Annotated in this window: 23 protein-coding genes, 1 tRNA gene and 1 CRISPR repeat array; of the genes, 14 read left to right on the forward strand and 10 right to left on the reverse strand. The window is 61.1% G+C overall.

Going from position 1 to position 26,347, the window contains the following annotated elements; translation table 11 throughout:
• Positions 1 to 144: 144 nt before the first annotated feature.
• Positions 145 to 2,205, reverse strand: coding sequence for a GspE/PulE family protein (locus ACVW0R_RS06600; protein WP_457501831.1), 2,061 nt, complete (start codon positions 2,203 to 2,205; stop codon positions 145 to 147).
• Positions 2,206 to 2,662: 457 nt separating this feature from the next.
• Here ACVW0R_RS06600 and ACVW0R_RS06605 point away from each other — a divergent pair, with 457 nt between their 5' ends.
• Both ACVW0R_RS06605 and ACVW0R_RS06610 read left to right on the forward strand, forming a co-directional pair.
• Positions 2,663 to 3,712, forward strand: coding sequence for a dipeptide epimerase (locus ACVW0R_RS06605; RefSeq protein WP_457392438.1), 1,050 nt, complete (start codon positions 2,663 to 2,665; stop codon positions 3,710 to 3,712).
• 4 nt (positions 3,713 to 3,716) lie between these two features.
• Positions 3,717 to 4,763 (forward strand): DUF1611 domain-containing protein, encoded by a 1,047-nt coding sequence (locus tag ACVW0R_RS06610; RefSeq protein ID WP_457501832.1) that lies wholly within the window; start codon positions 3,717 to 3,719, stop codon positions 4,761 to 4,763.
• Between the two features lie 2 nt (positions 4,764 to 4,765).
• On the opposite strand, the gene lpxB is transcribed toward ACVW0R_RS06610, so the two are convergent.
• The 6 genes from lpxB to ACVW0R_RS06640 form a co-directional block, all read right to left on the reverse strand.
• Positions 4,766 to 5,956 (reverse strand): lipid-A-disaccharide synthase, encoded by a 1,191-nt coding sequence (gene lpxB, locus ACVW0R_RS06615; protein WP_457501833.1) that lies wholly within the window; start codon positions 5,954 to 5,956, stop codon positions 4,766 to 4,768.
• Complete coding sequence (gene lpxA, locus ACVW0R_RS06620) at positions 5,953 to 6,864, reverse strand: acyl-ACP--UDP-N-acetylglucosamine O-acyltransferase (RefSeq protein ID WP_414348434.1); 912 nt, start codon at positions 6,862 to 6,864, stop codon at positions 5,953 to 5,955. Before lpxA ends, lpxB begins: the two co-directional genes overlap by 4 nt.
• 273 nt (positions 6,865 to 7,137) lie before the next feature.
• On the reverse strand, positions 7,138 to 7,638 hold the full coding sequence (fabZ, locus tag ACVW0R_RS06625) for a 3-hydroxyacyl-ACP dehydratase FabZ (protein WP_011430776.1): 501 nt from the start codon (positions 7,636 to 7,638) through the stop codon (positions 7,138 to 7,140).
• 79 nt (positions 7,639 to 7,717) lie between these two features.
• Complete coding sequence (locus tag ACVW0R_RS06630; protein ID WP_457501834.1) at positions 7,718 to 8,944, reverse strand: RNA-guided endonuclease InsQ/TnpB family protein; 1,227 nt, start codon at positions 8,942 to 8,944, stop codon at positions 7,718 to 7,720.
• A gap of 266 nt (positions 8,945 to 9,210) precedes the next feature.
• A complete protein-coding gene (lpxC, locus tag ACVW0R_RS06635) occupies positions 9,211 to 10,122 on the reverse strand; it encodes a UDP-3-O-acyl-N-acetylglucosamine deacetylase (RefSeq protein WP_414346968.1) in 912 nt (303 codons plus the stop codon).
• 6 nt (positions 10,123 to 10,128) lie between these two features.
• On the reverse strand, positions 10,129 to 10,704 hold the full coding sequence (locus tag ACVW0R_RS06640; RefSeq protein ID WP_011430773.1) for a hypothetical protein: 576 nt from the start codon (positions 10,702 to 10,704) through the stop codon (positions 10,129 to 10,131).
• Positions 10,705 to 10,770: 66 nt separating this feature from the next.
• Here ACVW0R_RS06640 and ACVW0R_RS06645 point away from each other — a divergent pair, with 66 nt between their 5' ends.
• A complete protein-coding gene (locus ACVW0R_RS06645; RefSeq protein ID WP_457392426.1) occupies positions 10,771 to 11,580 on the forward strand; it encodes an RNA methyltransferase in 810 nt (269 codons plus the stop codon).
• A gap of 105 nt (positions 11,581 to 11,685) precedes the next feature.
• Here the strand turns inward: ACVW0R_RS06645 and ACVW0R_RS06650 are convergent.
• Positions 11,686 to 11,770, reverse strand: a tRNA-Ser gene (locus ACVW0R_RS06650).
• Between the two features lie 124 nt (positions 11,771 to 11,894).
• Between ACVW0R_RS06650 and ACVW0R_RS06655 the strand changes: the two genes are divergently transcribed.
• The 4 genes from ACVW0R_RS06655 to ACVW0R_RS06670 are packed head-to-tail and all read left to right on the forward strand — an operon-like array spanning position 11,895 to position 15,214.
• On the forward strand, positions 11,895 to 12,458 hold the full coding sequence (locus ACVW0R_RS06655; protein ID WP_011430771.1) for a hypothetical protein: 564 nt from the start codon (positions 11,895 to 11,897) through the stop codon (positions 12,456 to 12,458).
• A gap of 3 nt (positions 12,459 to 12,461) precedes the next feature.
• Positions 12,462 to 12,899, forward strand: a complete 438-nt coding sequence (locus ACVW0R_RS06660; protein ID WP_099813044.1) for an SRPBCC family protein — start codon at positions 12,462 to 12,464, stop codon at positions 12,897 to 12,899.
• A 37-nt stretch (positions 12,900 to 12,936) separates the two neighbouring features.
• Positions 12,937 to 13,518, forward strand: a complete 582-nt coding sequence (locus tag ACVW0R_RS06665) for a peroxiredoxin family protein (RefSeq protein WP_011430769.1) — start codon at positions 12,937 to 12,939, stop codon at positions 13,516 to 13,518.
• Positions 13,519 to 13,555: 37 nt separating this feature from the next.
• Positions 13,556 to 15,214: an ABC1 kinase family protein gene (locus ACVW0R_RS06670; RefSeq protein WP_011430768.1), complete on the forward strand. Its 1,659-nt coding sequence runs from the start codon at positions 13,556 to 13,558 to the stop codon at positions 15,212 to 15,214.
• Between the two features lie 258 nt (positions 15,215 to 15,472).
• Positions 15,473 to 16,251: direct repeats of the CRISPR family, unit length 36 nt; unit sequence GTTCCCCCTTCGGGGGGATCCCTAGAAATTGGAAAC.
• 13 nt (positions 16,252 to 16,264) lie between these two features.
• On the opposite strand, the gene ACVW0R_RS06675 is transcribed toward ACVW0R_RS06670, so the two are convergent.
• Positions 16,265 to 17,686 carry an FGGY-family carbohydrate kinase gene (locus tag ACVW0R_RS06675; RefSeq protein WP_099813045.1) on the reverse strand — a complete coding sequence of 474 codons (1,422 nt, stop codon included), beginning with the start codon at positions 17,684 to 17,686 and terminating at the stop codon, positions 16,265 to 16,267.
• Positions 17,687 to 17,845: 159 nt separating this feature from the next.
• Complete coding sequence (locus ACVW0R_RS06680) at positions 17,846 to 18,331, reverse strand: 2Fe-2S iron-sulfur cluster-binding protein (protein ID WP_457501835.1); 486 nt, start codon at positions 18,329 to 18,331, stop codon at positions 17,846 to 17,848.
• A gap of 179 nt (positions 18,332 to 18,510) precedes the next feature.
• Between ACVW0R_RS06680 and ylqF the strand changes: the two genes are divergently transcribed.
• From ylqF to ACVW0R_RS06715, 7 genes are all read left to right on the forward strand, one after another.
• Positions 18,511 to 19,380: a ribosome biogenesis GTPase YlqF gene (gene ylqF / locus ACVW0R_RS06685; RefSeq protein ID WP_099813047.1), complete on the forward strand. Its 870-nt coding sequence runs from the start codon at positions 18,511 to 18,513 to the stop codon at positions 19,378 to 19,380.
• 217 nt (positions 19,381 to 19,597) lie between these two features.
• Positions 19,598 to 21,880, forward strand: coding sequence for a RelA/SpoT family protein (locus tag ACVW0R_RS06690; RefSeq protein WP_457501836.1), 2,283 nt, complete (start codon positions 19,598 to 19,600; stop codon positions 21,878 to 21,880).
• 94 nt (positions 21,881 to 21,974) lie between these two features.
• Positions 21,975 to 22,559, forward strand: a complete 585-nt coding sequence (gene psbP, locus ACVW0R_RS06695; RefSeq protein ID WP_071813523.1) for a photosystem II reaction center PsbP — start codon at positions 21,975 to 21,977, stop codon at positions 22,557 to 22,559.
• A gap of 217 nt (positions 22,560 to 22,776) precedes the next feature.
• Positions 22,777 to 23,571, forward strand: coding sequence for a 3',5'-cyclic-AMP phosphodiesterase (cpdA, locus tag ACVW0R_RS06700; protein ID WP_041438436.1), 795 nt, complete (start codon positions 22,777 to 22,779; stop codon positions 23,569 to 23,571).
• Positions 23,572 to 23,705: 134 nt separating this feature from the next.
• Positions 23,706 to 24,860: a homocysteine biosynthesis protein gene (locus ACVW0R_RS06705; protein ID WP_011430761.1), complete on the forward strand. Its 1,155-nt coding sequence runs from the start codon at positions 23,706 to 23,708 to the stop codon at positions 24,858 to 24,860.
• Between the two features lie 143 nt (positions 24,861 to 25,003).
• Complete coding sequence (locus tag ACVW0R_RS06710; protein WP_457501837.1) at positions 25,004 to 25,528, forward strand: thermonuclease family protein; 525 nt, start codon at positions 25,004 to 25,006, stop codon at positions 25,526 to 25,528.
• A gap of 57 nt (positions 25,529 to 25,585) precedes the next feature.
• Positions 25,586 to 26,254: a cofactor assembly of complex C subunit B gene (locus ACVW0R_RS06715; protein WP_011430759.1), complete on the forward strand. Its 669-nt coding sequence runs from the start codon at positions 25,586 to 25,588 to the stop codon at positions 26,252 to 26,254.
• Positions 26,255 to 26,347 lie beyond the last annotated feature (93 nt).

Below are 26,347 nucleotides of genomic sequence, written 5' to 3' on the forward strand. Positions count from 1 at the left end.
ATCGGTAAGCTGAGTCAGGCTGGGTTCGACCTAGGAGTTGTCGATGAAAAACCCTTCTAAAGCCGGGCTAGAGGCAACCCTCCAGGACTCGTATAGGACTGTTATAATCAGCACCTTGGCGGCGTCAAGAGCCAGGCGCCTTGCCTAAAACTTCGGCGTCAGGCAGTAGGGGCAATCCATCCAGTCTACCTGCAGGGCGGCGCCACAGTTGCGGCAGGTGCTAAGGGCCTTGGCACGGGCCTTCAGCTCCGTTTCCAAACCCTTGTCGGTGAGGATAACCCGATCTACCTCCTCCAGCGTGGTCAGGCCCTGCTTTACCAGCATCAAGCTGTAGGCGAGCAGGGTTTTCATGCCGCTTTCGACAGCGGCTTCCTTGATGACCTCCGTGGGAGCCCCCTTGTTGATCAACTCGGCCAGGCGGTCGTTCATGCGCATGAACTCGTACACCCCCACGCGGCCTTTGTAGCCCACGCCCCCACATTTCTCGCAGATGGGCTTGCCGGTGGCTTTGCGCTGCTCGATCTCTTTGGGGGAGAGCTTGTTGGCTTTGTAGAAGGTGAGCTGTTCGCCGTCGCCGCTGAGGCTGAGGCCATAGCGGGCCAACTCCTCGGATGTGGGGTGGTACGGGATCCGACACTCGGTACATACCCGACGCATCAAGCGCTGGGCCAGCACCCCCAACAGCGAGCTGGAGATCATGAACGGCTCGATCCCCATCTCCGTCAGACGGGCGATGGCACCGGGGGCATCGTTGGTGTGCAGGGTGGTCAACACCAGGTGGCCGGTGAGGGAGGCTTCGATGGCGGTTTTGGCCGTCTCGTGGTCGCGGGTTTCCCCCACCAGGATCACATCCGGGTCTTGCCGCAAGAAAGCGCGCAGGATCATGGCAAAGTCCATGCCCTTTTCGCGGATCACCTGCACCTGGGTGATCCCCGGCAGGGAGTATTCGATGGGATCCTCGGCGGTGCTGATGTTGATGCCGGGATCGTTCACTTCTGCCAGCGCCGAGTAGAGGGTGGTGGTTTTCCCGGATCCGGTGGGCCCGGTTACCAAGATCAGGCCAAAGGGTCGCCTGACAACCTCCTTGAAGCTGGCCAGGGTCTCTGGGTCGGTGATCAGCTTGTCCAGGCCGAGCTGGGTGGCGGAGTTGTCCAGAATCCGCAGCACGATCTTCTCCCCGTAGCGGGAGGGCAGGGTGCTGACCCGGAAGTCCACCTTGCGCCCCTTGAAGACGCGGCGAATCCGCCCATCCTGGGGCATGCGCCGCTCGGCAATGTTCAAATTGGACATGATTTTGAAGCGAGCGGTAAGGGCAGGGACGATCTTCTTGGGAAAGTTTTCAAAAGCCTGCCGCAACACCCCATCTTTGCGGAAGCGGATGCGCAGGTATTCTTCTTGTGGCTCGATGTGGATGTCGGACGCCCCGTCCTGCAGGGCCTTGACCAGGATCTGGTTGGACAGTTTAATAATCGGGGCATCATCTGCCGATTTGAGCTGCTGCTCCAGGGATCCCTCGCCAGCCTCATCGACGGCGACATCCTCGATGCTGTCCAGATCGAGCTCGGCGATGTTGACCACCACCTCTTCTTCCTCTTGGACAGGGGCAGCCGCGTCGTTGATCCCCTTGATGGCCAGCAGCTCCGCCTGGGCATCCATGTAGCGGTTGATCAGGGCGTCGAAATCCCGCTGGGTGAAGACCCGCCGCTGCAGCTTCAGCCCCTGGATGCGGAAGCGCCGCTGGATGTCGTCCAGCGCCTGCAGGTTGTCCGGCCTGACCATCGCCACCAGCACTTGGTTGTCTTGGCGGCGGATGGGCAAGAACTTGTAGCGGTTGCAGATGTCGAGAGGCAAGAGCGAGTCGATGAGCCCGATCATCTCCGAGATCTCCACCGGCTCCAAATCGATGTCGAGGGGGGGGATCCCGTAGATGATTTTCAGCTCAAAGAGCTGCTGCCGCTTGTAGGCCCGCTCCAGGTCAGGGGTGATCTCTTTGCCGACAATCTCTTTGACCACCAGGGCTAGGGCCTTGCTGCCCCCTTCGCGATCGGCTTTGAGGGCGTTTTGGATGTCCTGGATTTGCTTATCGTCGGCAAAGCCCAGCTCTTTGAGCTTGCGGCCGAAAGGAGTGATGCTGACGTTGGCAATGGCCAGGGCTTTGCTGGCCGCAACGCTGCGACGGGTTAGAGGAGTAGGAAGGTCATTCATGCTGCCGGGCCACCCAGGATGTATTCACATAATGACTGCAGTTAACCGCAGGGATCAACGGTGGGGACATGCAGGCCTGCGCGTCCCAAAGGGCGCTGCCCATGGCCTTACTATGCCCCAACTTGGTTGAAACTTAAATCCCCCTTCCTAGTTCCGGCAGGGTGGTGACGCCTGTCTGGTCAGGCCGGGATCTTCGCCGGATCCACGGGGCCGGTTGGGGGCCTGCTTCCAGAGAGGGATCAGCTTAAGATGGGGAGCAGGCCGGCGGCTTGCGAGCCTTTCCGACGGGAGAAGCCTGCTAACTTGTCCCCTTTCTCGAGACAGCTTCTGCCAATGGCTGAGATCGGTCGAAAATAGGGCGGGCAACGCCAAGCTGATGGGAAATTCGGGGGACAAGCTAAGCTCAAAGGGACGGAGTCGGCCCAACTTGTTCAGGATTACCTCGCTGCAACTGCCCATGCGGCTCTACGTCGAACCCTTTACCGTTCACAAGCGCTATGCCCTCACCCTCAGCCGCGGCACCTATACCGAGGCCACGCTGGCCTGGGTGCGGATCGAAGAGGAGGGGATCGAGGGCTGGGGGGAGGCCTGTCCTTTCTCGGTGAGCGAGGACTGCCACCAGTCTTTGGAGGATATCTTGGTGGGTTTGGAGGTGGCCAAAGGGATCCTACGCCGCCACTCCCCCTGGGAGCGGCAGGCCATTGAGGCGGAACTGCTGCGGGCCGGGATCCCTTCGGCGGCGCGGGCAGCAGTAGACATGGCCCTGCACGATTGGATGGGCAAACGTCTGGGGATGCCCCTGTGGCAGGTGTGGGGACTGGATCGCTCCCGCATCCCGCCCACCACTTTGACCATTGGCATTTCCACCCCTCAGGCGGCCCGCCAGCGTGCCTTGGCCTGGATGGAACAGACCCAAGCGCGGGCCTTCAAGATCAAGCTGGGCAGCGACTTGGGGCTGATGGCCGATCAGAACATGCTGATTGCCGTGCAGGAGGTGATCCCGCTGGGATCCCTGATTACTGTGGACGCCAATGGTGCCTGGACGGTGGAACAGAGCCTGAGCATGAGCAATTGGCTGGCGGGGCAGGGGGTGAGCTACCTGGAGCAGCCCTTGGAGAGGGGACAGGAGGCGAAGCTGATCACCCTCTGGCACGAGTCGAAGCTGCCCATCTTCGTGGATGAGAGTTGTTTCGACAGCCGCGATATTCCCGCCCTGGTGGATCGGGTGCACGGCATCAACATCAAGCTGATGAAGTGCGGCGGCCTTAGCGAAGCCTGGCGCATGATCCACACCGCCAAAGCCTATGGGCTCCAGGTGATGCTGGGCTGCTACAGCAACACCGCCCTGGGCAACACGGCGGCGGCCCACCTAGCGCCGCTGGTGGACTACGTGGACTTAGACAGCCACCTCAATCTCATCGACGATCCCTTCTCCGGGGCTTCGGTGCAGGAGGGCTGTCTCATCCCCACCGACCGACCCGGCCTAGGGGTGGAGTTGCGGGAGTAGGACCATGCTCTCCAGTCAAACTCGGGTGGCCATCCTGCTCCACGGCGGCCTGTTGGGGGAGTACGGCAAAACAGGGCTGGGGCTATTGCGCTATGGGCCTTTTCCAGTGGTGGCCGTCATCGATCGGGAGCAGGCGGGGAGATCCCTGGCCCAACTCACGGGCATTGCCAAAGACATTCCCATCGTAGCCTCGGTGCAAGAGGCGCTGGTTTACGGCCCCGAGGTGTTGGTGATTGGGATCGCTCCTTCCGGCGGCCAGTTGCCCCCTGAGTGGCGGGAGGAGCTCTGCCAAGCCCTGCAAGCCGGCTTGTCTTTAGCAAACGGGCTGCACACCCCCCTAGCGGAAGATGCCCAGTTGCGGCAGTGGCTGCAGCCGGGAGCCTGGATCTGGGACATTCGCCGCGAACCCCCTGGTCTGGGAGTAGGGAGGGGCCTAGCTCGCTCTCTCCCCTGTCGGCGGGTACTGACGGTGGGCACCGATATGGCCGTGGGCAAAATGTCCACCAGCCTGGAACTGCACCGGGCCAGCCTGAAGCGCGGCCTGCGCTCCCGCTTTTTGGCCACCGGACAAACCGGGATCCTCATCAGCGGCGATGGGATACCCCTGGATGCGGTGCGGGTGGACTACGCCAGCGGCGCTGTGGAGCAACTGGTGTTGCGCTATGGATTTGACCACGACATCCTGCACATCGAAGGCCAGGGATCCCTGCTCAACCCCGCCTCTACAGCAACCCTGCCCCTGTTGCGGGGATCCCAGCCCACCCACTTGATCTTGGTCCACCGAGCTGGGCAAACCCACATCAAAGGGATGGACTACGTACCCATCCCTCCCCTGCGTAAGGTCATCGAGCTGTACGAACAGGTGGCCAGAGCTGCCGGCGCCTTTGCCCCCGTGCCGGTGGTGGGGGTGGCCCTCAATACCTTCGGTTGGGAGGAGGAAGCCGCCCTGGCCCAGATCCGCCAGGTGGAAGTGGAGACCGGGCGGCCCTGTACCGACGTGGTGCGCTTTGGGGCGGATCCCCTCTTGGATGCCATTCTCTCGACAGGCTAGCCTCAGGGATCTCCCTTAGGGCGAGTTTCGCTGTCGAGCACTTCCAGGATGGCCTTGGCGGCGCGGGCCAAAACTCCCGGCTCCCCCAGCGCTGCCCGCATAGCAGCATAGTCGGCCTGCAGTTGGGTGCGGCGCTCGGCCCGAGTCAGCAGCTCCAAGGCCAGTTGGGCGACTCGCTCTGGCTGGGCCTCCTCCTGGAGGAGTTCCGGCACAATGGGGCGCATCAGCACCAAGTTGGGGGGAGACATAAAGGGCACCGACACCTTCAGCCAATGGCGGGCCAGCCAAAAGGTAATTGGGTTGAGGCGGTAGATCACCACCTGCGGGATCCCCAAAATGGCCGCCTCCAGGTTGACAGTTCCCGACTTGGCCAGCACCAGGTCGGCGGCCGCCAACAGCAGGTGATGCGCCTTCGGAGGCGAAGGGCGAGGCAAGAGAAGGGTGAGATCCTCCAGCCCATAGCGGCGGGCGGCTTGGGCAATCGGGGCGGCAAAGCGGGGCGAGGCCAGCGGCGCCCAAAACCGCACCTGGGGCAGGCGAGCCCGCAACAGCCGCGCTGCCTGGAGCAAGATGGGCAAAACCGAGCGCAGCTCCTGGCGGCGGGAGGCCGGCAGCAGCGCCACCACCATCGCTTCCTCAGGGATCCCTAACTCAGCCCTGGCCTGAGCGCGACCGGGTACACTCGCCAAAATATCCAGCAGGGGGTGGCCCACATAGCAAACCTGGGCACCTGCTGCGGCGTAGTAGCGGGCTTCTTCAGGGAAAATCGCCACCATCAGTCGCATCTGCTGGGCTAGGCGGTAGGTGAGGCGGCTGTTGGGCGACCACACCCATTCTTGGGGGGCAATGTAGTAAACGGCAGGGATGCGTCGCCGCTGCAACAGGCGGGCGATGCGGCTATTGATGCCGATGTAATCCACCAGGATGGCCAAATCAGGCGGGTCTTGCGCCAGGAAGCGGCGGATCTTCCACTCCGTCCATAGGGCAGGGCCGACGAAGGGGAGAGCCTCCAGAATGCCGATAGAGCTGATCTCCGTGGTGCGGTGCAACAGATTGGCCCCCGCAGCGGCCATCTCCTCTCCCCCAACTGCCGTGATGCGTAGGTGCGGGCGTTGGCGCAGCAACTCGCGGATGAGATGGCCGGCCTGCAGATCCCCGGAGACTTCTCCGGTGCAGATAAACAGATGGCTCACAGGTCGTCCTCTTCTCTGCTGCGGCGCAAGGCCGGCAGAGGGCCGCGCCGTTGGGGTTGGGAAAGGGAATCTTCCAAAAATTGCAGCAGATGGAGCAGGGATCCCGTCTCGTCCACCAGCTCTTTCCCCTGCAGGGAGAAGATGCTAGAGCCCCCCTCGCTTCGCAGACTCTCCCGCAGCGTTTGCAGCGCTTTTTCCAGGGGCAAACCGGAACGGTAGAGGAGCCGGTAGGCCTGCCGCAAGGCCGCCAGGGATCCCTCCATCCCCTTGGCTCGCCGCAACCCCACCAAGTTAAGGCCCCGGATGCGGGCCGGGTGCCCCTCCACCAACATGTAAGGCGGCACGTCGCGATCCACCCGGCTCATGGCCCCCACCATAGCCAGGCGCCCCACACGGGTAAACTGGTGGATCCCGACCATGCCGCCGATGCGCGCCTGCGACTCAATGTGAATGTGGCCAGCCAGGGAGACAGCGTTGGTGATCACCACCTGATTTTCGATGACGCAGTTGTGGGCGACGTGGACGTAGGCCATCAGCAGGTTGTGATCGCCGACCACCGTCGCTTCCCCTTCATTGGTGGCTCGGTTGATGGTGACGAACTCGCGGATGCGGTTGCCCTTGCCGATCACCACCTGAGAGGGCGCGCCGCTGTACTTCAGATCCTGAGGCTCCGTGCCCAGCACCGCCCCCGGAAAAATCTGGTTGTCCTCGCCAATATCTGTCCAACCATCGATCACCACGTGGGCCCCCACCACCGTACGGGCGCCAATGCGCACATGCTCGCCGATAACCGCATAGGGGCCAACTTGTACCGTCTCGTGCAACTCAGCCTTCGGATGGATCACCGCTGTGGGATGAATCCGAACAGAGGAGTTGGGAGTGGATCCCGCTGAAGCCAACGAACTCATTTCTAACCTAGCCAGCAAATGTAGCTACGCTCCCAACCCTGCGATTAGGGCTTGCTTGGGGAGGGCACAATCCTCCACCGCTCTGCTGTGAAACTCCGACCGGGAGGTGAAAGCAGCACTTGACATGCCCCTATCCCAACACTTTAGCAGGGTCTTTCCACGCCAAGTTGCCTCCGCTGGGCTCCTCCTCGATGGGGAAAACAGATGGCCACCCCCCACTTGCCCCGCGGTTGCGGAGCGCCAAAGGCCCCGCTGCTGGCCGCTGTTGGCCCATCAATCCACCAGGGAGAACATCAGCTCCCCTTCGGTCACCAACTGTCCCCCCACCTGGGCCCGACAAAACATCTTGCCGATGCGTTTTTGCCGGATGGTGAGCAAATTGGCTGACAGCAGCAACTGATCCCCCGGCAGCACGGGGCGGCGGAAGCGAACGCCATCGATGCCGGCAAAGAGAGCCAACCGCCCAGCCACATCCGGCAACTTGGTCAACACGATCCCCCCCAACTGCGCCATGGCCTCGACGATCAGAACGCCGGGCATGATCGGTCGGTTGGGGAAGTGCCCCTGGAAAAAGGGCTCGTTGAAGGTGACGTTTTTCAGGCCCACCGCCCGTTGCCCTGGTTGATACTCCACCACGCGATCCACCAGCAAAAAAGGGTAGCGATGGGGCAGGATCTCCAGGATTTGATCCGTGGTGAAGACGGGGGGAGCGGTTGCCAACTGGGCAGCTGCTTCAGCCGAGAGAAGAGGTGGAGGAGAGACATCAGAGGACATAGTAACCCACAGAGCCAGAAGACAAACCGTGAAACCGTGACGTACTCCCGCACTCATGCTGACGCATAGAGTGCAGGCTTCATGGCTTACGCCACGCTTCGCCAACAGTGACTCCTGCCCAATGGCAGGACATTTCCTGAGCTTGAAGAACGGGACGCCCCACCGCTCTGGATTTGATAACTCGCGCCGAGTTGTGATCCCGTGACAGCCTTAGCCCGCAGGAGGGGCAATCGTGCCACCGCTCATGCAGCTTTTTGGGCACCTCACGACCACACCCCGAGCACCCTTGACTGCTGCCGCGGGGATCCCCTGCAATCGTCAACAGCCCAGCTCTTTCAGCCTTGGCTGCCAGAATTTGCAGGAACTGCCCCCACCCAGCATCATGCACAGATTTGGCCAGTCGAGTCCTCGCCAGACCTTTGATGTCCAACGCCTCATGGGCTATGTGCTTTCTTGTCTGCAAAAGTTTGCGGGCAGTTTTGTGGTGAAAATCTCGGCGCTGGTTGGCTACTTTCTGATGTGCCTTGCTCAACCTCTTGACCGCTTTCTGGTAGCGGTTTGGCCTCTTCTGCTTGCGCGATACAGACCGTTGCAGCCGCTTGAGGGGCTTTTGCGCCCTACGGTAATGCTGAGGAACCTCAACCGCCTCACCCTCATCGGTGACCAAGAAAGAGCTTAGCCCCAGGTCTATCCCCATCGTGTTTTCCCACGTTGGCGTGTCAGGGCTCCATTCCGGGACAGACGAATCCTGCAAACTCAAGGTGACGTACCACCCATCCACCTTGCGGGTGATGGTGGCCGTTTTGATAACAAACCCCTCAGGCAAAGGACGGTGTTGGACCAGCTTGACCGGCCCAATCTTGGGCAGATGGATAAACTGCCCTCGAATGCAGTCCTGCTTCATCTGGGGGAAGGTGAAGGAGCGATACCGCCCAACACCCTTAAACCTGGGCCTGCCTGCCCGCTTGCCGTTACAGTCACCTTTTAGCCATCGGTCAAACGCTCTTTGCACTCGTTCTACACAGTCTTGGAGCACCTGGGAATGAATCGCTTGGTATTCGGGGAAGAGAGCCTTTGTGTTTACCAAGTCTCGTTTCTGTGAGTAGAAATCGGGCTTGTCTTTCAACTCAGGCAGATGGCAGACCGTCAAGGAGCAGGCATGGATATTGCAGCGATTCTGCTCCCACCCGTTGAACCGTTCTGCCAGGCGATAGTTGTACTGCTTACGCAGCAGCTCCAGCCACTCACCCATCAGGGCGACTTGGCTAGCAGTAGGGCGCAAGCGGTACTGGTAAGCGGTTCTCATGATGAATGCATTGTACCTGTTGAACGCTCCCGCCTCTCATCCCGACTCTGACCGGCCCGCCCCCCTATATCTCCCCGTATACGGGGGGACTGGGGGGCTGGGGGACTGGGGGGTACAGAGCGGGGCTTCCAGGACTACGTCCCGCTAGCGCGAACGGCGGATTAGCTAAAGCCCGCATGGGCGGGCATTGAACCCAAAGCAAGGCCGCACAGAGAAATTGCAGCAGGCCAGGAACTTTTCACCCATCCCAGCAGCCGGGATCCCCCTCAAAACGAAGAGCGAGATTCCACCCCACCGAGGCAAAGGGGATCCCTTGCTTGCTCTTGAGCTGGCTCCACCTGCAGGGATCCACTCTTGAGCAACTGCTCAGCCAAACGGTGGTGGAGGGCGTGGCCCGCCTTGTAGGCCACAATGTGCCCCTGCAAGCGGCAGCCCAACAAGCTGAGATCTCCTAGTAAATCTATCAGCTTATGGCGCACCGGCTCATCCGGGAAGCGCAACGGCCCCAACCACTCGGTTTTGCTGCAGACGATAGCATTTTCCAAGCTGCCCCCCTGAATCAGCCCCTGTTGGCGGGCCAGCTCCGCATCCTGTTGGCGGGCGAAGGTGCGGGCCGGGGCAATGGATTGGACAAAGTCCGCCCTGTTCTCCCGCCAGCTCAGCCACTGTTGGCCGATAGGGCAGTCGGCAAAATCGATGCCATAGGTAAAGCGAAACCCGGGGTAGGGCACGGCGCTGACAAAGGCTTCCCCTGCCCAGACCGTGACCGGCTCCTGGATCACCCCCAGCAGGGCCGGCTGCTCCTGGGCCAGGATCCCGGCTTGGGCAACGGCCTCCACAAAGGGCAGGGCGGAGCCATCCAGAATCGGCAGCTCCGGCCCCTCCACCTCGATGCGGCAGTTGTCGATGCCCAGCACGTAAAGAGCGGCCAACAAGTGTTCCACCGTCTGCACCTGGACAGGGGGGGATCCCTGCTGTAGACGGGTGCAGAGAGCGGCAGGGGCCAGGGATCCCAACCGAGCGGGGATGGGAGGGGAGCCCGGCTGATCCACCCGCACAAAGACTCGACCGCTGCTGGCAGGGGCCGGATGCAGGCTACAGCGAACCGGCAGGCCGGTGTGCAGGCCCACCCCCTCTAGGGAAATAGAGCTGGCCAAGGTGTGTTGTTGTTCTCTCATAGGTCTCTATGGCCAACGCTCTTGGCCCCGGTCGAAAACGCGATAGTAGAGTTCCCGATAGCCAACGCGCAGGCTGCTGCTGGCGTCTGCCAATTTGCCTTTGCGACTGCCGTAGGCGCTGAACACCTCGTAAGTATCTCCCTCAAAGAAAAACGAGGAGACATCGGAAACCTCTTCCCCCCCCAACAACTGCCAACGCCCCCCCCGAAATCGCAGCCGGTAGTGGGCCCTGTCCAAGCTACCGGAGGGGCGGTCGATGGCGGCGTCGATGCGGCCCTCGTACTCCGGCGGCTCGGCTCCTGCTATGGGTCGAACCTCGACGGAGATATCGCGGTAACGGCAGTTGGGGCGGCTGCACAGGCGGATCGAGCGCATGGCCTCGGCAATGGCTTCCAGCCGCTGTCGCGCCTCGGCCAGAGAAAAGTGCTCCGCACCGCTATCGCGAACGAGCTGGGGCGACACCTGAGTCGGCTCTGCTGCTGGGGAGAGCGACGAATGGGCAGCCAAGGCTGGGGATCCCCAGCAGCACCCCAGCAGCAATAGGCACATCCAACTCAGCCAACGGCGGTAGGCGGATCCCATCGGCGCAATCTATGACAAGATCTAACTCCTCTACTTTAGGGGATCCCTATCTGCGATTTCTGAGCAATGCCGGCATCGTCCAACTGGGCTCAGGAGCGATTGGCGCAGGTACGCCTTGTGTTAGTGCGGCCGGCAGGGCCGCGCAATCTCGGGGCCATTGCCCGCGTGATGAAAAACATGGGCCTGCGGCAGTGGGTGTTGGTGGATCCCCAATGCGATCCCCTCGACGCAGAAGCAGTCACCATGGCCGTGCATGCGACGGACTTGCTCCGCCAAGCCCGGCAGGTGCCAACCTTAGCCGAGGCCCTTCAGGGATGTGTGCAGGTATTCGGGACAGCAGGCCGCCGCGAGCCCTACCCGCCCGAATGGCAAATTCAGTCTCCCCGCCAGGCTTTCCCGGAGCTGCTGGCTGCCGGCCCTGCCGCTCTGGTGTTTGGCCCTGAAGATCGGGGCTTGAGCAACGAAGAGCTGGCCCTCTGCCATCGCCAGATCCAGATCCCCACCGATCCGGCCTACCCTTCCCTGAACTTGGCCCAGGCAGTGGGCATCTGTTGCTACGAGCTGCGCACCCTCCTCTGCCAGAATCTTCCCCCGCCAGTGACCAGCTCTGGGATCTCAAAGCCGGCTCCCTTCGAGCTGCTGGAGGGTTTTTTCGGCCACCTGGAGGCGCTGTTGCTGCAAATTGGCTACCTGCACCCCCACACCGCTCGCCGCAAGATGCTCAAGCTGCGCGCCCTCTTTCACCGCGCCGGCCTGACCCTGTCCGAGGTGGCCCTGTTACGCGGGATCCTGCGACAACTCCAGTGGAGCCAAAAATCTTCTCCTCGAGAACCCCCAAAAAAAGAGGATCCTCATCCTGCTGAGAGTGGATCCTAGCTGCCGCGGCCTCTGGCCGGCTGCCTCTGAAAACAAACCTCTGGGAACTGAGACAAGGGAATCCAGCTAGGTCTGGATGGTCTCCCTGCGGCAAACTTGATTTGACGGAGAGGGTGGGATTCGAACCCACGGTGGCTTGCGCCACGACAGTTTTCAAGACTGCTTCCTTAAACCACTCGGACACCTCTCCAGAACCTATCTTAGGCTGTGCAGTTGCCGCTTGTGCAGCTCGAGGGGTCCTGCTATCCCTGCTAACGGGTTGTGGGGAGGAATGGGGATCCGCTATAACCCACTGAGGGATCCCTGGCTATGCGATGAGAGGACATTTTTGCCCAGGTCAGGTGCAACTTCTGGCTTGGCTGTCGCTAGCGTTGTTGGCTGCCTGTCGCCCTTGGCCAGACGCATCTCCTTCCGAAGCTGCCCCCCCGGATCCGGTGCTGCGCCACATCGGCGAAGATGGCACCCATTTTGAGGCTTCCGTGGGCGATACCCGCGCTCTCCCTCCCCACTTCCCGCACCAGTTGCGCTTGCCCGACGCCACCGTCATCTCTTCGGGGCAAATTTGGGATCAGGAAGGAGGGCTTGCCTCCCTGATTTTGCAGACCTCTCAACCTCTCTCGGAGATCGCCGCCTACTACCGCCGCACCCTCTGGGGCCGGGGCTGGGATCTCCTCTCCGATCTCGAGCAGGCCGGCGGCATCCGCACGCTGGTGTTCGAGTCTCCCCCTCGCCCCGACAGGCCGCCCCAGCAGGCGGTCATCCAAGTGGGATCCCCCCGCCGCGGGCCGGATCAGGTGGAGTATCGCGATATCCTGATTTTGCTGAGTACCGTCGTCCCTGGCGGCGAAGCGCAGCCTGCCGCTGCAGCCGCTCCCTAGAGCATGCCCGTCTATACTCAAGCGATTGAAATTGCCGCTGGCGTGGCCCAGGTGGAGCGCTGTCTAATCGATCCAGCGCTGATGCGGCGCTGGCTCAACCCCCTGTTGGGCTGTGAGGCGCTGGGATCCCCCACTGGGCAACTGGGCAGCCGCTACCGCTTTTTCCTGCGCCTGCCGCTGGTTTCCCCCAGCCTAGACTGCGTGATCGCCGAGCGGGCCGAGGGCCTGGTGCAGTGGCAGTTTGAGGGTTTTTTTCAGGGCACCGACCGCTGGGAATGTTGCCCCCAGCCGCTGGGAACGCTATTGGTAAACCGCTTTGAGTTTTGCATCCCCAACCCTTGGGTGGCGGCAGGGTTCTATCTGGTGGCAGCGGAGCTGACCCGGCACGACATGCGGGCACAACTGCGACGGCTAAAGGCAGTGGCCGAGGCTTTGGGTTAGGCTGGTGGCAGGTAGTAAAGAAACGTAAAAAATGGCAATGACCAGCAACAGCAGCCTGTTCAACCGTCGCTTTTTCGACAACTTCATCCCCCAGCCGGCCAACAGCCCTCTGCAGATTGGCGAGCTGGCCCCTGACTTTGAGCTGCCCAATGTGCACGGGGATCCCGTGCGCCTGTCGGACTACCGCGGCCAAAAGCCGGTGGTTCTGGCCTTTACCCGCATCTTTACAGAAAAGCTCTTCTGCCCCTTCTGCTACCCCCACATCCAGGAGCTGAAGGCCCGCTACGAGGAGATCCGGGCTCTGGGAGCAGAGCTGCTGATGGTTACCAGCACCGACCCGGTGCAAAGCCAACAGATCCAAGCCGACCTGGAACTGCCCTATCCGCTGCTGGTGGATCCGGAGTGCAAAACCTTTCGGCTCTACGGCGTCGGCCAAGCCCTGGGGGCGCCCCTGCCAGGCCAGTTCATCGTGGATCGCGAAGGGAGGCTGCGCTATAAGCACCTCTTCTCCTTTGCCGAGCCCAACGCCAGCACCGACGAGGTGCTGCGGGTCTTGCGAGAAGGGCTAGCCAGCGGCTGGGATGGAACCCGCCGGGTGGCTCCCGTGCCCTTTTTCTAAGCCTTCCTAGGCAAGCCCGGAAGAGGAGAGGAAAGAGGTGGTCTTTGCGCGGCTGGCCCAGAATAGCGCCCGTCAGGCGGAGATCCTAGAAGTAGTCCTGCGCCACGGCTGGGACTACATGCGGCGCTTGCTCTCTTTGGGCAAGGCGGAAGAGCCGCAACTGCCACCACCCCTGGTGCTGCGCAACATCCTGGTGGATCTGGGGCCGGTCTATGTGAAGCTGGGCCAGTTGCTGAGCACCCGCCCCGACCTGCTGCCGCGGGAGTATATCGAGGCCCTCAGCACCCTGCAGAGCAATGTGCCCCCCGTGCCCTGGAACGCGGTGGAGATCCTGCTGCGCCAGCAGTTGCGAAAGCCGCTGGAACAGGTATTCAGCAGCCTCGACACGGAAGCGGTGGCGGCGGGATCCATTGCCCAGGTCCATCGCGCCCATCTCGTCAGCGGCGAAGCGGTGGCCCTCAAGATCCAGCGGCCCGGCGTGGAGGCAATAGTAGAGCGGGATACAAGGCTCATCCGCAGCATTGCTGAATTGGTGGCGCAAACAGAATTTGGCCGGCTGGCAGACGTGGTGGCCTTGGCGGATGAGTTTTGCCGGGCCATTCAGGCGGAGCTGGACTTTACCCAGGAAGCCCGCCACACGGAGCAGCTGCGGCAACGCCTGCAGGCTGGCCGTTGGTTTGATCCCAACCAACTGGTGGTGCCGCGCGTCTATTGGGCTCTTACCACCCCCAAGGTGCTGACCCTGGAGTGGATCGAAGGAAAGCCACTCCTGGAGGCGGATCGCAGCGACGCCGAGCCGCAGCAGCTTGCCCGCCTGCTCACCCGCGCCTTTTTCCAGCAGATCTGCATCGACGGCTACTTCCACGCCGATCCCCACCCCGGCAACTTGTTCTATTTGGGATCCGGTCGCGTAGCCCTCTTGGACTGCGGCATGATTGGGCGGCTGGATCCGCGCACGCAGCAGATTGTGCTGGAGCTGATTTTGGCCATCGTCAGCCTGGATGCCCAGCGCTGTGCCGAACTCACCCTGGAGCTGGCCCTGCCGGAAAGCCCCAGGGGCCGCTTGCGGGATCCCGCCGTCAGCCTGGCCCAGTTGCAGCGGGAATACGAGCGTCTTTTGCGGCAGTACTACACCCTAACTGTGGCCGAGCTGGATTTTAGCCAGCTTTTCTCCGAGATCCTGCAAGCAGCGCGGCGCAACCAGATCCGCATCCCCGGCAACCTGGGGCTGTGCGCCAAGGCCCTGGCCAATCTGGAAGGGATCGCCCGCCAGCTCACCCCAGACTACAATCTGCCGGAGCAAATTCGCCCCCTGATGGCGGACGTGTTTCGGCAGCAGTTGCTGGGGGAAGCTCCCCTACCCTCGCTGCTGCGCACAGCCTTGGACCTGAAAAACCTCTCGCTGCAGTCGCCGCGGCAATTGGAAGTGCTGCTTAGCCGCATCACCTCGGAAACCCAACGCTGGAACCTCACCATCCAAGAGCTGGAAGACCTCCGCATCAGCCTGGATCAGTCGGCCAACCGCCTCTCCTACAGCATCCTGGTCGGATCCCTGATTATCGGCGCCGCCATCATCTCGGCGCAAACCCAGCGCTTCCAGGTCTTCTGGCTGAGCGAGCTGCTTTTTGGCGCCGCCAGCCTCTTGGGACTGTGGCTCATCCTCAGCATCCTCCGCTCCGGTCGCCTGCGCAATTAGCCCCTAGCTCGGACTTGCCAGGGATCCCGATCCTAGCCATGTTGCCAAAAGCACATAAAAACGGTATCAACGCTTCTGCGAGCGCCTCGCCAAAACCCGCAAAAGCCGATTTTTTCGTTGACCCGCTCGATGCCTTGCGCCACAAGGCTTTCAGGCCTCTCACCCCTCCTCTGCAAGGCCTTTTTTTGCCCTCTTCGACCGACCCCCTCGCAAATAGGCCTTGCATTCCTTGCCCCGCTTGGGTTTAATAAGGGTAGAGTTCCCCCTTCGGGGGGATCCCTAGAAATTGGAAACTTCAACAGCTTCGAGGACTACGTAGACATGTGCTCACGTTCCCCCTTCGGGGGGATCCCTAGAAATTGGAAACCGAATGAGGTATTCAATCATTGGATCTGGATGTCTGGTTCCCCCTTCGGGGGGATCCCTAGAAATTGGAAACTCCCGCAGCCCGATTGGGCTACAGGCTGCCTGATTTAATGTTCCCCCTTCGGGGGGATCCCTAGAAATTGGAAACAACAGGGGCTCTTTGCGGATCAATCTGCGGCACCTCGTTCCCCCTTCGGGGGGATCCCTAGAAATTGGAAACCAGGTGATCACCGCGCCCTCGGGAACGTCACCGCCTTCCAGTTCCCCCTTCGGGGGGATCGCTAGAAATTGGAAACCTTTCTTGCTTTGGCTAAGGGATAAAGAGGCAGGGAGGGTTCCCCCTTCGGGGGGATCCCTAGAAATTGGAAACTTACTAATACGGGGTTTTTGTGAGAGTCTAACTTTTCTGTTCCCCCTTCGGGGGGATCCCTAGAAATTGGAAACATCACTACGCCGTCGCTTAGCTTGATCAGTTTTGTGCGGTTCCCCCTTCGGGGGGATCCCTAGAAATTGGAAACTCGAAGACGCGCAGGATCCCCTGTCGGGGCAACAGTCCTGGTTCCCCCTTCGGGGGGATCCCTAGAAATTGGAAACTTCAGGCGAAACTGAACGGGGCAGCCCACGAACACTTTCAGGTTCCCCCTTCGGGAGGATCCCTAGAAATTGGAAACAAAAGAAAACCTGCTACCCAGTGAGTAGCGGGTTAGTGGCTCTCCCTTCAGGGAATCTCCAGAAATTAGGAAGGCGGCTAAGGAACTCCGAGTAGATCTCGGTATAGGCCTTGACCCACTCGGGATCGGGCTGGATGAGGCGTTCCACCTGCACCAGCCGATCGGCAGCCTGCTGCACCGAGCAGCACCAATAGGCCGAGGCGGCCAGGACAGCTGCCCCTACGGCGGCCTCGGGGTGCTTGACCACTGCTAAGGGGCGGGCAAGGAGGCTGGCGCGCAGGCGCAGCCACAGAGGGCTTTTGCAGCCGCCGCCGGTGGTCAACAGCGTTCCCTCTATGGGGATCCCGTGGGCGGCCAAGGTCTCCAGCCCCAGCCGCTCCACCATTGCCACCCCTTCCAAGAGAGCTGCATAGAAGCGAGGGGATCCCACTTCCGCCTGGGGCAAGAAGCCGGCAAATTCACTATCCAGGATGGGAAAACGCTCGCCGGGTCGGCAGAGGGGATAGCTGACCAAGCCCGTGGGCAGATGGGCTTCCGCCTGCCGATCCAGGGCAGCAAAGTTGCCGCCGGGGAAGAAGTGGGGCAAGACCCCGCCGCCGCAGAAGGAGGCTGCTCCTGGCCACCAACTGGTTCGGTCGGGGTGCAGATGGGAGTAGAGGCTTTGCGTTTGCACGGGATAGGACTCCGTCCCGCTCACGCGAACAGCACTGTTGGCCTTGAAGATGAGGGTTGTGCCCAGGCTGGTGGCAACCTGCCCCAAGCGAGTAGCCCCTGCGGCCAACTGTCCGGCGCAGCCATCGGTGATCCCGGCAGCAATCAGCACCTCTGGCCCCAGCTCCCACTCCGCCCGCACCGTTCCCAGAACCGTTCCTGGCGCCACCACCTCAGGAAAGCGCTTGGGGTCGAGGCCATGGCGAGACAGCCACTCCCGCGGCCACGTGTAGGTTTCCAGGTCGAAGCCGCTTTTTAGGGCATGGGTGTGATCGGTTACCCGCCGGCGGCCTCCCAGTTGGCTCAGGAGAAAGTCCGCCGGGTGGGCCAGGTAGCTGTCCCGGTATTGATCAGGATGGGCTTCTGCCCACCACAGCCAGCGGCTGAGCCCCCAACTGGCCGGGATCCCCAAGCGCCGGGCCTGGGCCTGTCCCCGCAGGTCGGAATACAGCCAGGCCTGATCCAGCGGCATGCCCCGCCCGTCTACCGGCAAAACCGTGCCAGAGGTGCTACAGGCACTGAGGGCAACGATGGCGTAGCGATCCCCCAGTTGGGTCTTCAGGTGTGCCAGCAGCGTCTTCAGGGTGCGCAGCCAGCGGCCCGGGTTGGTTTCCGGTGGATCCCAGGAGCGCTCGCTTTTGCCCACTATCTCGCCTGCCTCCGAGAGGGCCACCACCCGCATCCCCGAAGTACCCAGGTCGATCCCAAGAAACACAGGGTTCATAAGGACTTGCTAGCAGAGTAAACTACCCGGCTCCGACCGCCCCCCTTCCCCCCAACCCCCCGTATACGGGGGGCAGGGGGGCGGGGGGATTGAGGGGGGTACGGTGCGGGGCTGCTGCGGTTTCTAGCTGAACTAGCGCGAAGAGCTTCCCTCAAATGGCTAAAAATCTCGGCTGCTGAGGGCCAAGGCCTCTTGGATATCCAGATCCAAATTCTTCACCGACTCCAGCACCGAGCGCGTAATCAGCTTGCCCGCTTGCACCAAAACGGCGCCAGTTACTGGGTGCAAAAGGGGCTGCTGCGCCCGCCGCCCAATCAACACCTCGATATCCTTAAAAGCGTTGATGTACATCCCCACCGGCAACTCCACCACCACCCCTTCCCCCAGAACCCGCGCTTGACAAGCTAGGCGGGAATTGGTCTTACGAGTGGTGATCACCTCCAAGGTGCGCTGCTCCCGGGGGGTCATGGCCGAGAGCGATTCCATCCCCTCTTTTACATACACATGACAGGTGGCGCAGAGGCCGCGCCCGCCGCACTCTTTCAAGACATTCAGCTCTTCCCGCAACAGCACCGAGAGCAAGTTGCTGTTGGTGGCCACTTCCGACACCTGAGCAATGGGATCCAACCGCACCCGCTTGACCATTGTCTCTCCTTCGTTGTTACATCCCTTAACGTTAGCTTGTCCTGGCAAGGGATCCTAGTCACACCTATACTGTATTATTTTTTACTCGCCCTGGGATTGGGAAGGAGCGGGCTGGGCAGGCTAAAGTAGATCCTGTCCTTGTTTGCGTAGCCGTCGAGCTTTTCCAAGGTTTTGGCGGCATGAGCTCTCCGCCCATCCAGTGGTATCCCGGCCATGTGGCCAAGGCCATTGGCCAGTTGCGGGAACAATTGCGGCTGGTGGACGTGGCAATTGAAGTGGTGGACGCGCGGATCCCGCTGGCCAGCCGTCACCCTGAGCTGGACAAGTGGCTGGGGGAAAAACCTCGCCTCTTGGCGCTTAACCGAGCCGATTCCATTGCGGCAAGGGATCTCAAAGCGTGGCAGGAGCATTTTTCGCAGCAAGGGATCCCGGTCTATCCCACCAACGGCCAATCGGGAGAAGGGGTGCCCCGCCTCAAGCAAGCCATCTTACAGATGGGGCAAGCGGTAAACGAGCGGCGGCAACGGCGGGGCATGCGGCCGCGGGCTGTCCGGGCCGTGGTGGTGGGCTTTCCCAATGTGGGCAAGTCTGCCTTGTTGAATCGACTTTTGGGACGGCGAGCCGTCGAGAGCGCCGCGCGCCCTGGGGTAACCCGGCAACTGCAGTGGGTACGGCTGGGAGGGGAGTTGGACTTGCTGGACTCGCCGGGCATCCTCCCGCCTTCGCTGCCGGATCAACAGGCAGCCTCCCTGCTGGCCATCTGTGATGACATCGGCGCCGCAGCCTACGATCCTGAGCAGGTGGCCGCCTACTTCGTGGATCAACTGCTGCAGGTGCAGCCCCAGGCCCAAGCCCTGCTGCAACAGCGCTACGGCTGGCCCGACCCGATCCCCCCTGGCAGCGTGGCAGTGCAAGATCTCGCAGAGCGGCGGTATCGAGGGGATGCCGAACGAGCGGCAAGGCAAATTCTCAACGACTATCGCAAGGGATGGCTAGGGCCTCTAGCTTTGCAACTCCCCCTAGCTGCTAGCCCTCCAGCAAGAGGCTAGTCCACTAGATTTTGGTATATCTTGCTCCGGAATGCTGCAAAGTGAGGGATAGGATAGGCGCAGAGCGTTAAGCTTTTCCCTGCACTTAGGGGCAGGTTTATTGCGCAGCTTTTTTCTTCAACCTGCCTGCAGGCGGCTTGAATCAAGGATAAGCTGTAAGGAACTCCAGTGATCGATACTAGAGGTAGCAGTTAAACCATCCTTTTTGCGGACTCCCATGGGTCAGCCTGCTGTTGCCACCAGCTTAGAAGGAGCCTTTGACCTAAATAGCCTGGATTTTGAGGTGCCGGGATGGCTGCGGGCTTTGCTTTCAGGCGCTGAAGATCTCGGGGATGGGCTGCGATCCTACACGGCGGAAGAGGCAGATTTGCTGCGCCGGGCCTTCGAGTTTGCCTACTGTTTGCACAAGGGCCAAAAGCGGAAATCAGGGGATCCCTACATCGCCCATCCGGTGGCCGTGGCCAGCCTGTTGCGGGAGTTGGGGGGTGACGCCGTTACCGTAGCTGCTGGCCTTCTGCACGATGTTGTCGAAGATACGGAAGTTACCCTGGAGGCCCTAGAGGCCGAATTTGGCCCTGAGGTTCGCCTGCTGGTGGAGGGGGTAACCAAGCTTTCTCAGTTTAATTTCTCCAGCAAAACGGAGCAGCAAGCAGAAAACTTCCGCCGCATGTTTGTGGCCATGGCCAAGGATATCCGGGTCATTGTGGTCAAGTTGGCGGATCGCTTGCACAACATGCGCACGCTGCAATATCTGCCCCCCCACAAGCAAAAACAGATTGCAGCCGAAACTATGGAGATCTTCGCCCCCTTGGCCAACCGGCTGGGGATCTGGCATTTCAAGTGGGAACTGGAAGACTTGGCCTTTAAGTACCTGGACTACGAAGCCTATCGCCAGATTCAAGAGCTGGTCAACGCCAAGCGTAGCGAGCGAGAGGCAGAGATCCAAGCGTTTATTGAAGAGCTGCGGAAGCACCTCATTCAAGGGGGGCTAGAGCACTTTGAGATTAGCGGGCGGCCCAAGCACCTGTACGGCATCTACCGCAAGATGCAGCAGCAGCGCAAAGAATTTCACGAGATCTACGATCTCCTGGCCGTGCGGGTTATCGTGCAAACCGTGAGCGAATGCTACCGGGTGCTGGCGGTCGTTCACAACTGTTTTCGCCCCATTCCGGGTCGTTTCAAAGACTACATTGGCTTGCCCAAGGCCAACCGCTACCAATCTTTGCATACGGCTGTGATCGGCCTACAGGGCCGACCGGTGGAGGTGCAGATCCGCACCGAAGAGATGCACCGCGTGGCCGAATACGGCATTGCCGCCCACTGGAAGTACAAAGAAGCCGGCAGCACCCCCGTAAAGCCCGAGGAAGAGCGCTTTACCTGGCTGCGGCAACTGTTGGAGTGGCAAAACGACCTCAAGGACGACAAAGAATACCTGGACACCATTCGCGAGAACCTATTTGAGAGCGAGGTTTACGTCTTTACGCCCAAAGGAGACTTGCTGGCCCTGCCCCAGGGATCCTGCCCGGTGGACTTTGCCTATCGCATTCACTCTGAAATTGGGGATCACTGTGCCGGGGCGCGGGTGAACAACAAGATCGTGCCCTTGAATACCCGCCTGCGCAATGGCGACATTGTCCAAATCATCACCCACAAGAACGCCCACCCCAGCCTGGACTGGATCAATTTTGTAGCCACCAGCTCGGCCCGCAACCGCATTCGCCAATGGTTTAAGCGCTGCAATCGCGAGCAAAACATCGCCCGGGGCCGGGACTTGCTGGAGCGGGAGCTGGGCAAAACGGGGTTCGATGCGCTGCTCAAGTCGGAGCGGATGCAAAAGGTGGCCGAGAAGCTCAACTACACCAGCGTGGACGACCTGCTGGCGGCGCTGGGCTATGGAGAGGTCACCCCCACGCAGGTGCTCCATCGGCTGCAGGAGGTGAGCAAGCCGGCAGTCTCTCCCCCGCCAGAGGAGGGATCCCTTGAGGAAGCCAAGCTGCTGCTGCCGCGGGCCGATGGGAGCCGAGGTTCCAGCCGATCCCAATCTCCCATCCTGGGGGTGGAGGGTCTGAAACACCAGTTGGCCAAATGTTGCAACCCGCTGCCAGGGGATCCCATCCTGGGCGTGGTTACCCGCTTCAAGGGTATCACCATTCATCATCGCGATTGTCCGCGGGTGGCTCAGGTTCCGGGCGAGCGGCTGGTGCCGGTGCGCTGGAACGAGGAGCAATTACGGCAGAGCACCCAGATCTACCCTGTGGAACTGCGCCTGGAGGTCATTGACCGCGTTGGCGTGCTGCGGGACATCCTTTCCCGTCTTTCGGATCAGAGCATTAATGTGCGCAATGCCAGGGTGCAGACCTTTGCCAACCGTACGGCTCTGATCGATCTCTGTATTGATGTGCGGGACAAAAAACAGCTCGACCAAGTTCAGAGTCAATTGCGCCAGCTCTCGGATGTGCTGGTGTTGCGCTCCCGCCACTACCAGAACGGATCCCGCTGAAGAACTTCTAGGGTCTTTTTTTCGCTGGTTCGAGAGGAGGCGCCCATATTAGGATGATTGAGATGGGTAACCAATCTGAGCGGAGGATCCCGGCATGTCAGCAGCACAAGGTGGGCATCTTGCCCGATTCGGACAGCGGCTCTCTGGGGTGTTGTTACTGCTCTGTGTTTGCCTCAGCTTGCTCACCGGTGCCTGCTCCGCAGGCTCTAACTTGCGCGCCTACAGGGATCCTGGCGGAGCCTTTGCCTTTGCCTATCCCAACGGCATGGTGGCAGTGAACTTGGGGCCAGGGAAAGGGCCAGCGGTGCTTCTGCGCGACTTGGTCTACGAGACGGAGAACGTCAGCCTGATGATTGCCCCCTTTGATAAGGGAGAGACGATTGCCGATCTGGGTGGCCCGGACGAGGTGGGGCAATTGGTGGCGGAGAAGATCATCGCCCCGGAAGGCTCTGGTCGCTCGACCAAGCTGTTGGCCGCCGAAGCTTTTGAGCGGCAAGGCCGGCCCTACTACCTGTTTGAGTACCAAACCGATATCGGATCCCAGCTCCGCCACGAGGTAGTGACGGTAACCGTGCGCCACCATCGCCTCTATACTCTGACTGCCTCCACCCAAGAATCCCGCTGGCCGCAGGTGCAGGCTGCCTTCAGGAATGTGGGCCATTCTTTGAATGTCTCTTAAGACTTTTCTCCAAGATTTTTTGAGAATCTTAGCTGCTCTAGGAAGCCTCAGCCAAGGCAGGCCTGATTGCAGAAATTGCATCAATGCCCAATCCATATAAAGGTTGTACCAATTGAGATCGATTTGGCTCTTCAGATCCCAGGCGAGACATCTGCTGCTAAAACGGTAATGTTTTAAATCTGCAGAGATGGGCTTCTATCCCCCTTCAGTCTGGTCTATGACCGTATACGTGGTTCAGATCAGCGACCTGCATCTGTTTGCCAAGCCGCACCAGCGGCTGTTGGGGGTGGACACGGAGACCTCTTTCCTGCAGGTGCAAAAGGCCATTGCCGCCTTGGATCCCTTGCCCGATCTGCTGCTGCTCACCGGGGATCTCGCCCAGGATGGCAGCGCCGCCGCCTATGCCCGTTTGCGGGAGCATCTGCGAGCTCTTCCCATCGACACCTATTGGCTGGCGGGAAACCACGATCGCCTTCATAACATGAACTCAGAGCTCTGCGCCGAGCGAGTACACCGGGAGAAAAGCTTCAGCCGAGAGAACTGGAGCTTTATTTTGTTGAACTCTCTGGTGCCGGGCAAAGACAGCGGCTACCTAACGGATGGCGCCTTGCTGTGGCTCCGCCAGGAGCTGCAGCGCAGCCAGGCTGCCCAGAACCATGTTCTCTTGGCCCTGCATCACCCCCCCTTCTCGGTGGATTCCGACTGGCTGGATCAGAGTGCCCTGCAGCAGCCGGAGCGGCTGTTTCAGGTTTTGGACGAGTTCGACCACATTCGCCTGGTGATCTTCGGCCACATCCACCAAGACCTGCACCGCCGCCGGCAGGGGGTCGATTACTTTGCCTGTCCCTCCACCTGTGTGCAATTTCGCCCCAAAAGCTCTCGGTTTAGCCTGGACGTGATCCCCCCGGCCCTGAGGCAGATATGGCTGGAGCAGGATGGCAGCTTCAAAACCCAGGTGCAACGGGTGGAAGCCGCCCTGCAAATGCCCAACCTAGCTCTGAAAGGGTACTGAAAGATCCCCCTCTCAGCCGACGGCAACCCTCCCCCCTCGAGCGCCTTTGGGCTCTCTAAGCTATTGATATTGATTGGCGCTGTGGCCCCTCTGGGAGGGAGATCTGCCCAGACCCTTGCCATCTTTTGAAGGCGATGGAAAGAACTCTAGAAGAAATTAACCGGCGCATTGCCAAAGGCCAGGTGCGGGTGTGGACGGCCCTGGAAGCCAAGGCCAAGCTGGCCACCCTCAGCCTTGAGGAGGCCTTTGAGCAGGTGGATGTGGTAACCACGGGCACCTTTGAGCCGATGGAGTCGTCGGGGGCCATCCTCAACCTGGGCCATACGGATCCGCCGATCAAGATTCGCCAGGCTTGGCTAAATGGGGTGCCCGCCTATGCCGGCTTTGGCGCCGTGGATCTTTACCTAGGGGCAGCCCAGCCCAGCGAGCAAGCCGATCACCCCTACGGGGGCGGCCACGTTATCGCCGATCTGGTGGCCGGCAAGCGGGTGCACCTGCGGGCTGTTGGCCAGGTAACCGACTGCTATCCCCGCGCTGACTACGAGACCACCCTGACGCGGGATCAGCTCAACCAGTTCTACCTGTTCAACCCCCGCAACGCCTACCAAAACTTCATTGTCGGCGTCAACGGCGGGGATCGGCCCCTGTACACCTATTTGGGCCTGCTGGAGCCGCACCTGGGCAATGCCGTCTATTCCAATCCAGGTGAGCTCTCCCCCCTCCTCAACGACCCCCTCCTGCGCCGGGTGGGGATCGGCAGCCGCATCTTTCTGGGGGGCGGCATCGGCTACATCGCCTGGGAAGGCACCCAACACTTCCCGCGGCAAAAACGGCTGCCCAACCAAACCCCCATCGGCCCTGCCGCCACCTTGGCCCTCATTGGCGACGCCAAACAGATGCAAGCCGAATGGGTGCGGGGCTGCTACTTCCGCAACTACGGCCCCAGCTTGATGTTGGGGGTTGGGATCCCCATCCCCATCCTTTCCCCCGCCGATCTGGAGCCCATCGCCATCCGGGATGAGGAGCTGGTGGCGCCGGTGATCGACTTTTCCATCCCCCGGCGGGTGCGCCCCACCTTTGGCCTGGTGAGCTATGCCCAGCTCAAATCCGGCCACATCACCCTCAACGGCCGCAAGGTGCGCACCGCTCCCCTGGCCAGCCTGCGCCGCTCGATGCAAGTTGCTGAGATCCTCAAACAATGGATTGTAAGCGGTCAGTTTACGCTCACCCAGCCGGTTGCTCCCCTATCCTTGGATCGGGAGTTTCTCGCCCAGAACCCCCACCCATAGTAGGAATCCCCATCTCCCAAACCGGCCATCGGATCCCTGGCAAGGGGTTGTCTTCCAGGCAGTTGCCGCTACCATTACGACTTAGGTGTTGCCGACAAACGCTCCCTGGGGGAGGGGAGCCGCTATCCGCAAGGGGGAAAGACATGTTCCGGCGTATTGCTGTTGGCTCTGCGGTGTTGGGATGGCTCTTGGCCCTGCCCGGCCACGGCTTTGGGGAGCGGCGGGTCGTGCCCGATACCCCCTTCTACTTCGACAACCACTACTTTGATCGCTACCCGGATGCAGTGGTGGTGAGCGTGGTCAACGGTGACACGCTGGTGGTGCAGGTCGAAGGGGAACAGAAATTGCGCCTCATCCGCCTGGCCGGGATCCAAGGTCTTAGCCCGGAGGAGGATCCCTTTTACCAGCAAGCAATTGAGCTGATGCGGGAGCGCCTCCTGCACCGCACCGTCAAGCTGGAAGGGGATAAGCTGCTGCGCAATGTGGATGCCACCGGCTTGGTGGAGGCCTACGTCTGGCTGGAGGGCCAGCAGATGAACGCTATGCTGGTGCGCAACGGCCTGGCCCGCATCGCTCCCTACAGCCACAACATCAAATACGACAGCTACTTCGGTGGCCTGCAAAAAAGAGCCCGCCAAGAGCGCCTCGGCATCTGGAGCCGCCTCTGACGCCTTGGATAGCTCTAGACTGGGTTTACTGGGCACTCTGAGAGACGTCTGCCTGCTTTGAGGGTTAAATCCACTCCGGCTTCCCGGGATCCCAATCGCTGGCTGAGGCGGCTGCCTTTGGTGACCGGCCTTCTGGGCAGCGTCCTTGTGCTGGCCAATCGCCTGCTGTTTACGCCGGAGTTGCTGGCCAGCCAGTCCCGCTCCGACGCCTTGGGGATCCTCCTCAGCGCTGTTTTGATCTTGACCGGCCTGCTGTGGCAGCAGATCCAGCCGCGTCCTCCCCAGGCTGCCCCCCTGCAGGGAAGTCCAGGTTGCGACTGGCACCCGGATCTGTCCGAGAGGGAAAAACTGGAGCTGGCCTGGGCTTCCCACACCCTGCTCAGCACCACCGCCGCCCGCACCGTGGTGATCTGGGTGGAGGGGCGCACCCTGCTGCAGCGGGGGATCCTGGCCAGCCCCGGCCACTTGCCCTCCCTGCAGCTTCAGGGCACCCTGCAGCAGGTATTGGAGACACGTCAGCCCCTCTACCTGGGGGATCTGAGATTTTTCCCCGCCCGCGCCGAGTTCGACGGCCTGTTGCCCCCCGGATCCCAGGCAGTTCTCTGCCAGCCCATCGGCCAGAGGGGATGCCTCATTTTGGGCAGCGACAGGCCGCGCAGCTTCAGCCGCCAGGAGCGGGCCTGGGTTGCCGCCATCGCCGACAAACTGGAAGCCCTATTTGCCTAGCTGATACATTTACGCTGAACACTGCTGAGCATTACTGCTCAGCGGTGAAGCGATAGCATTCTGTCCGTTTCCGTTGTCACTACGCGACGCTGA

Source organism: Thermostichus sp. MS-CIW-15, assembly GCF_054060575.1.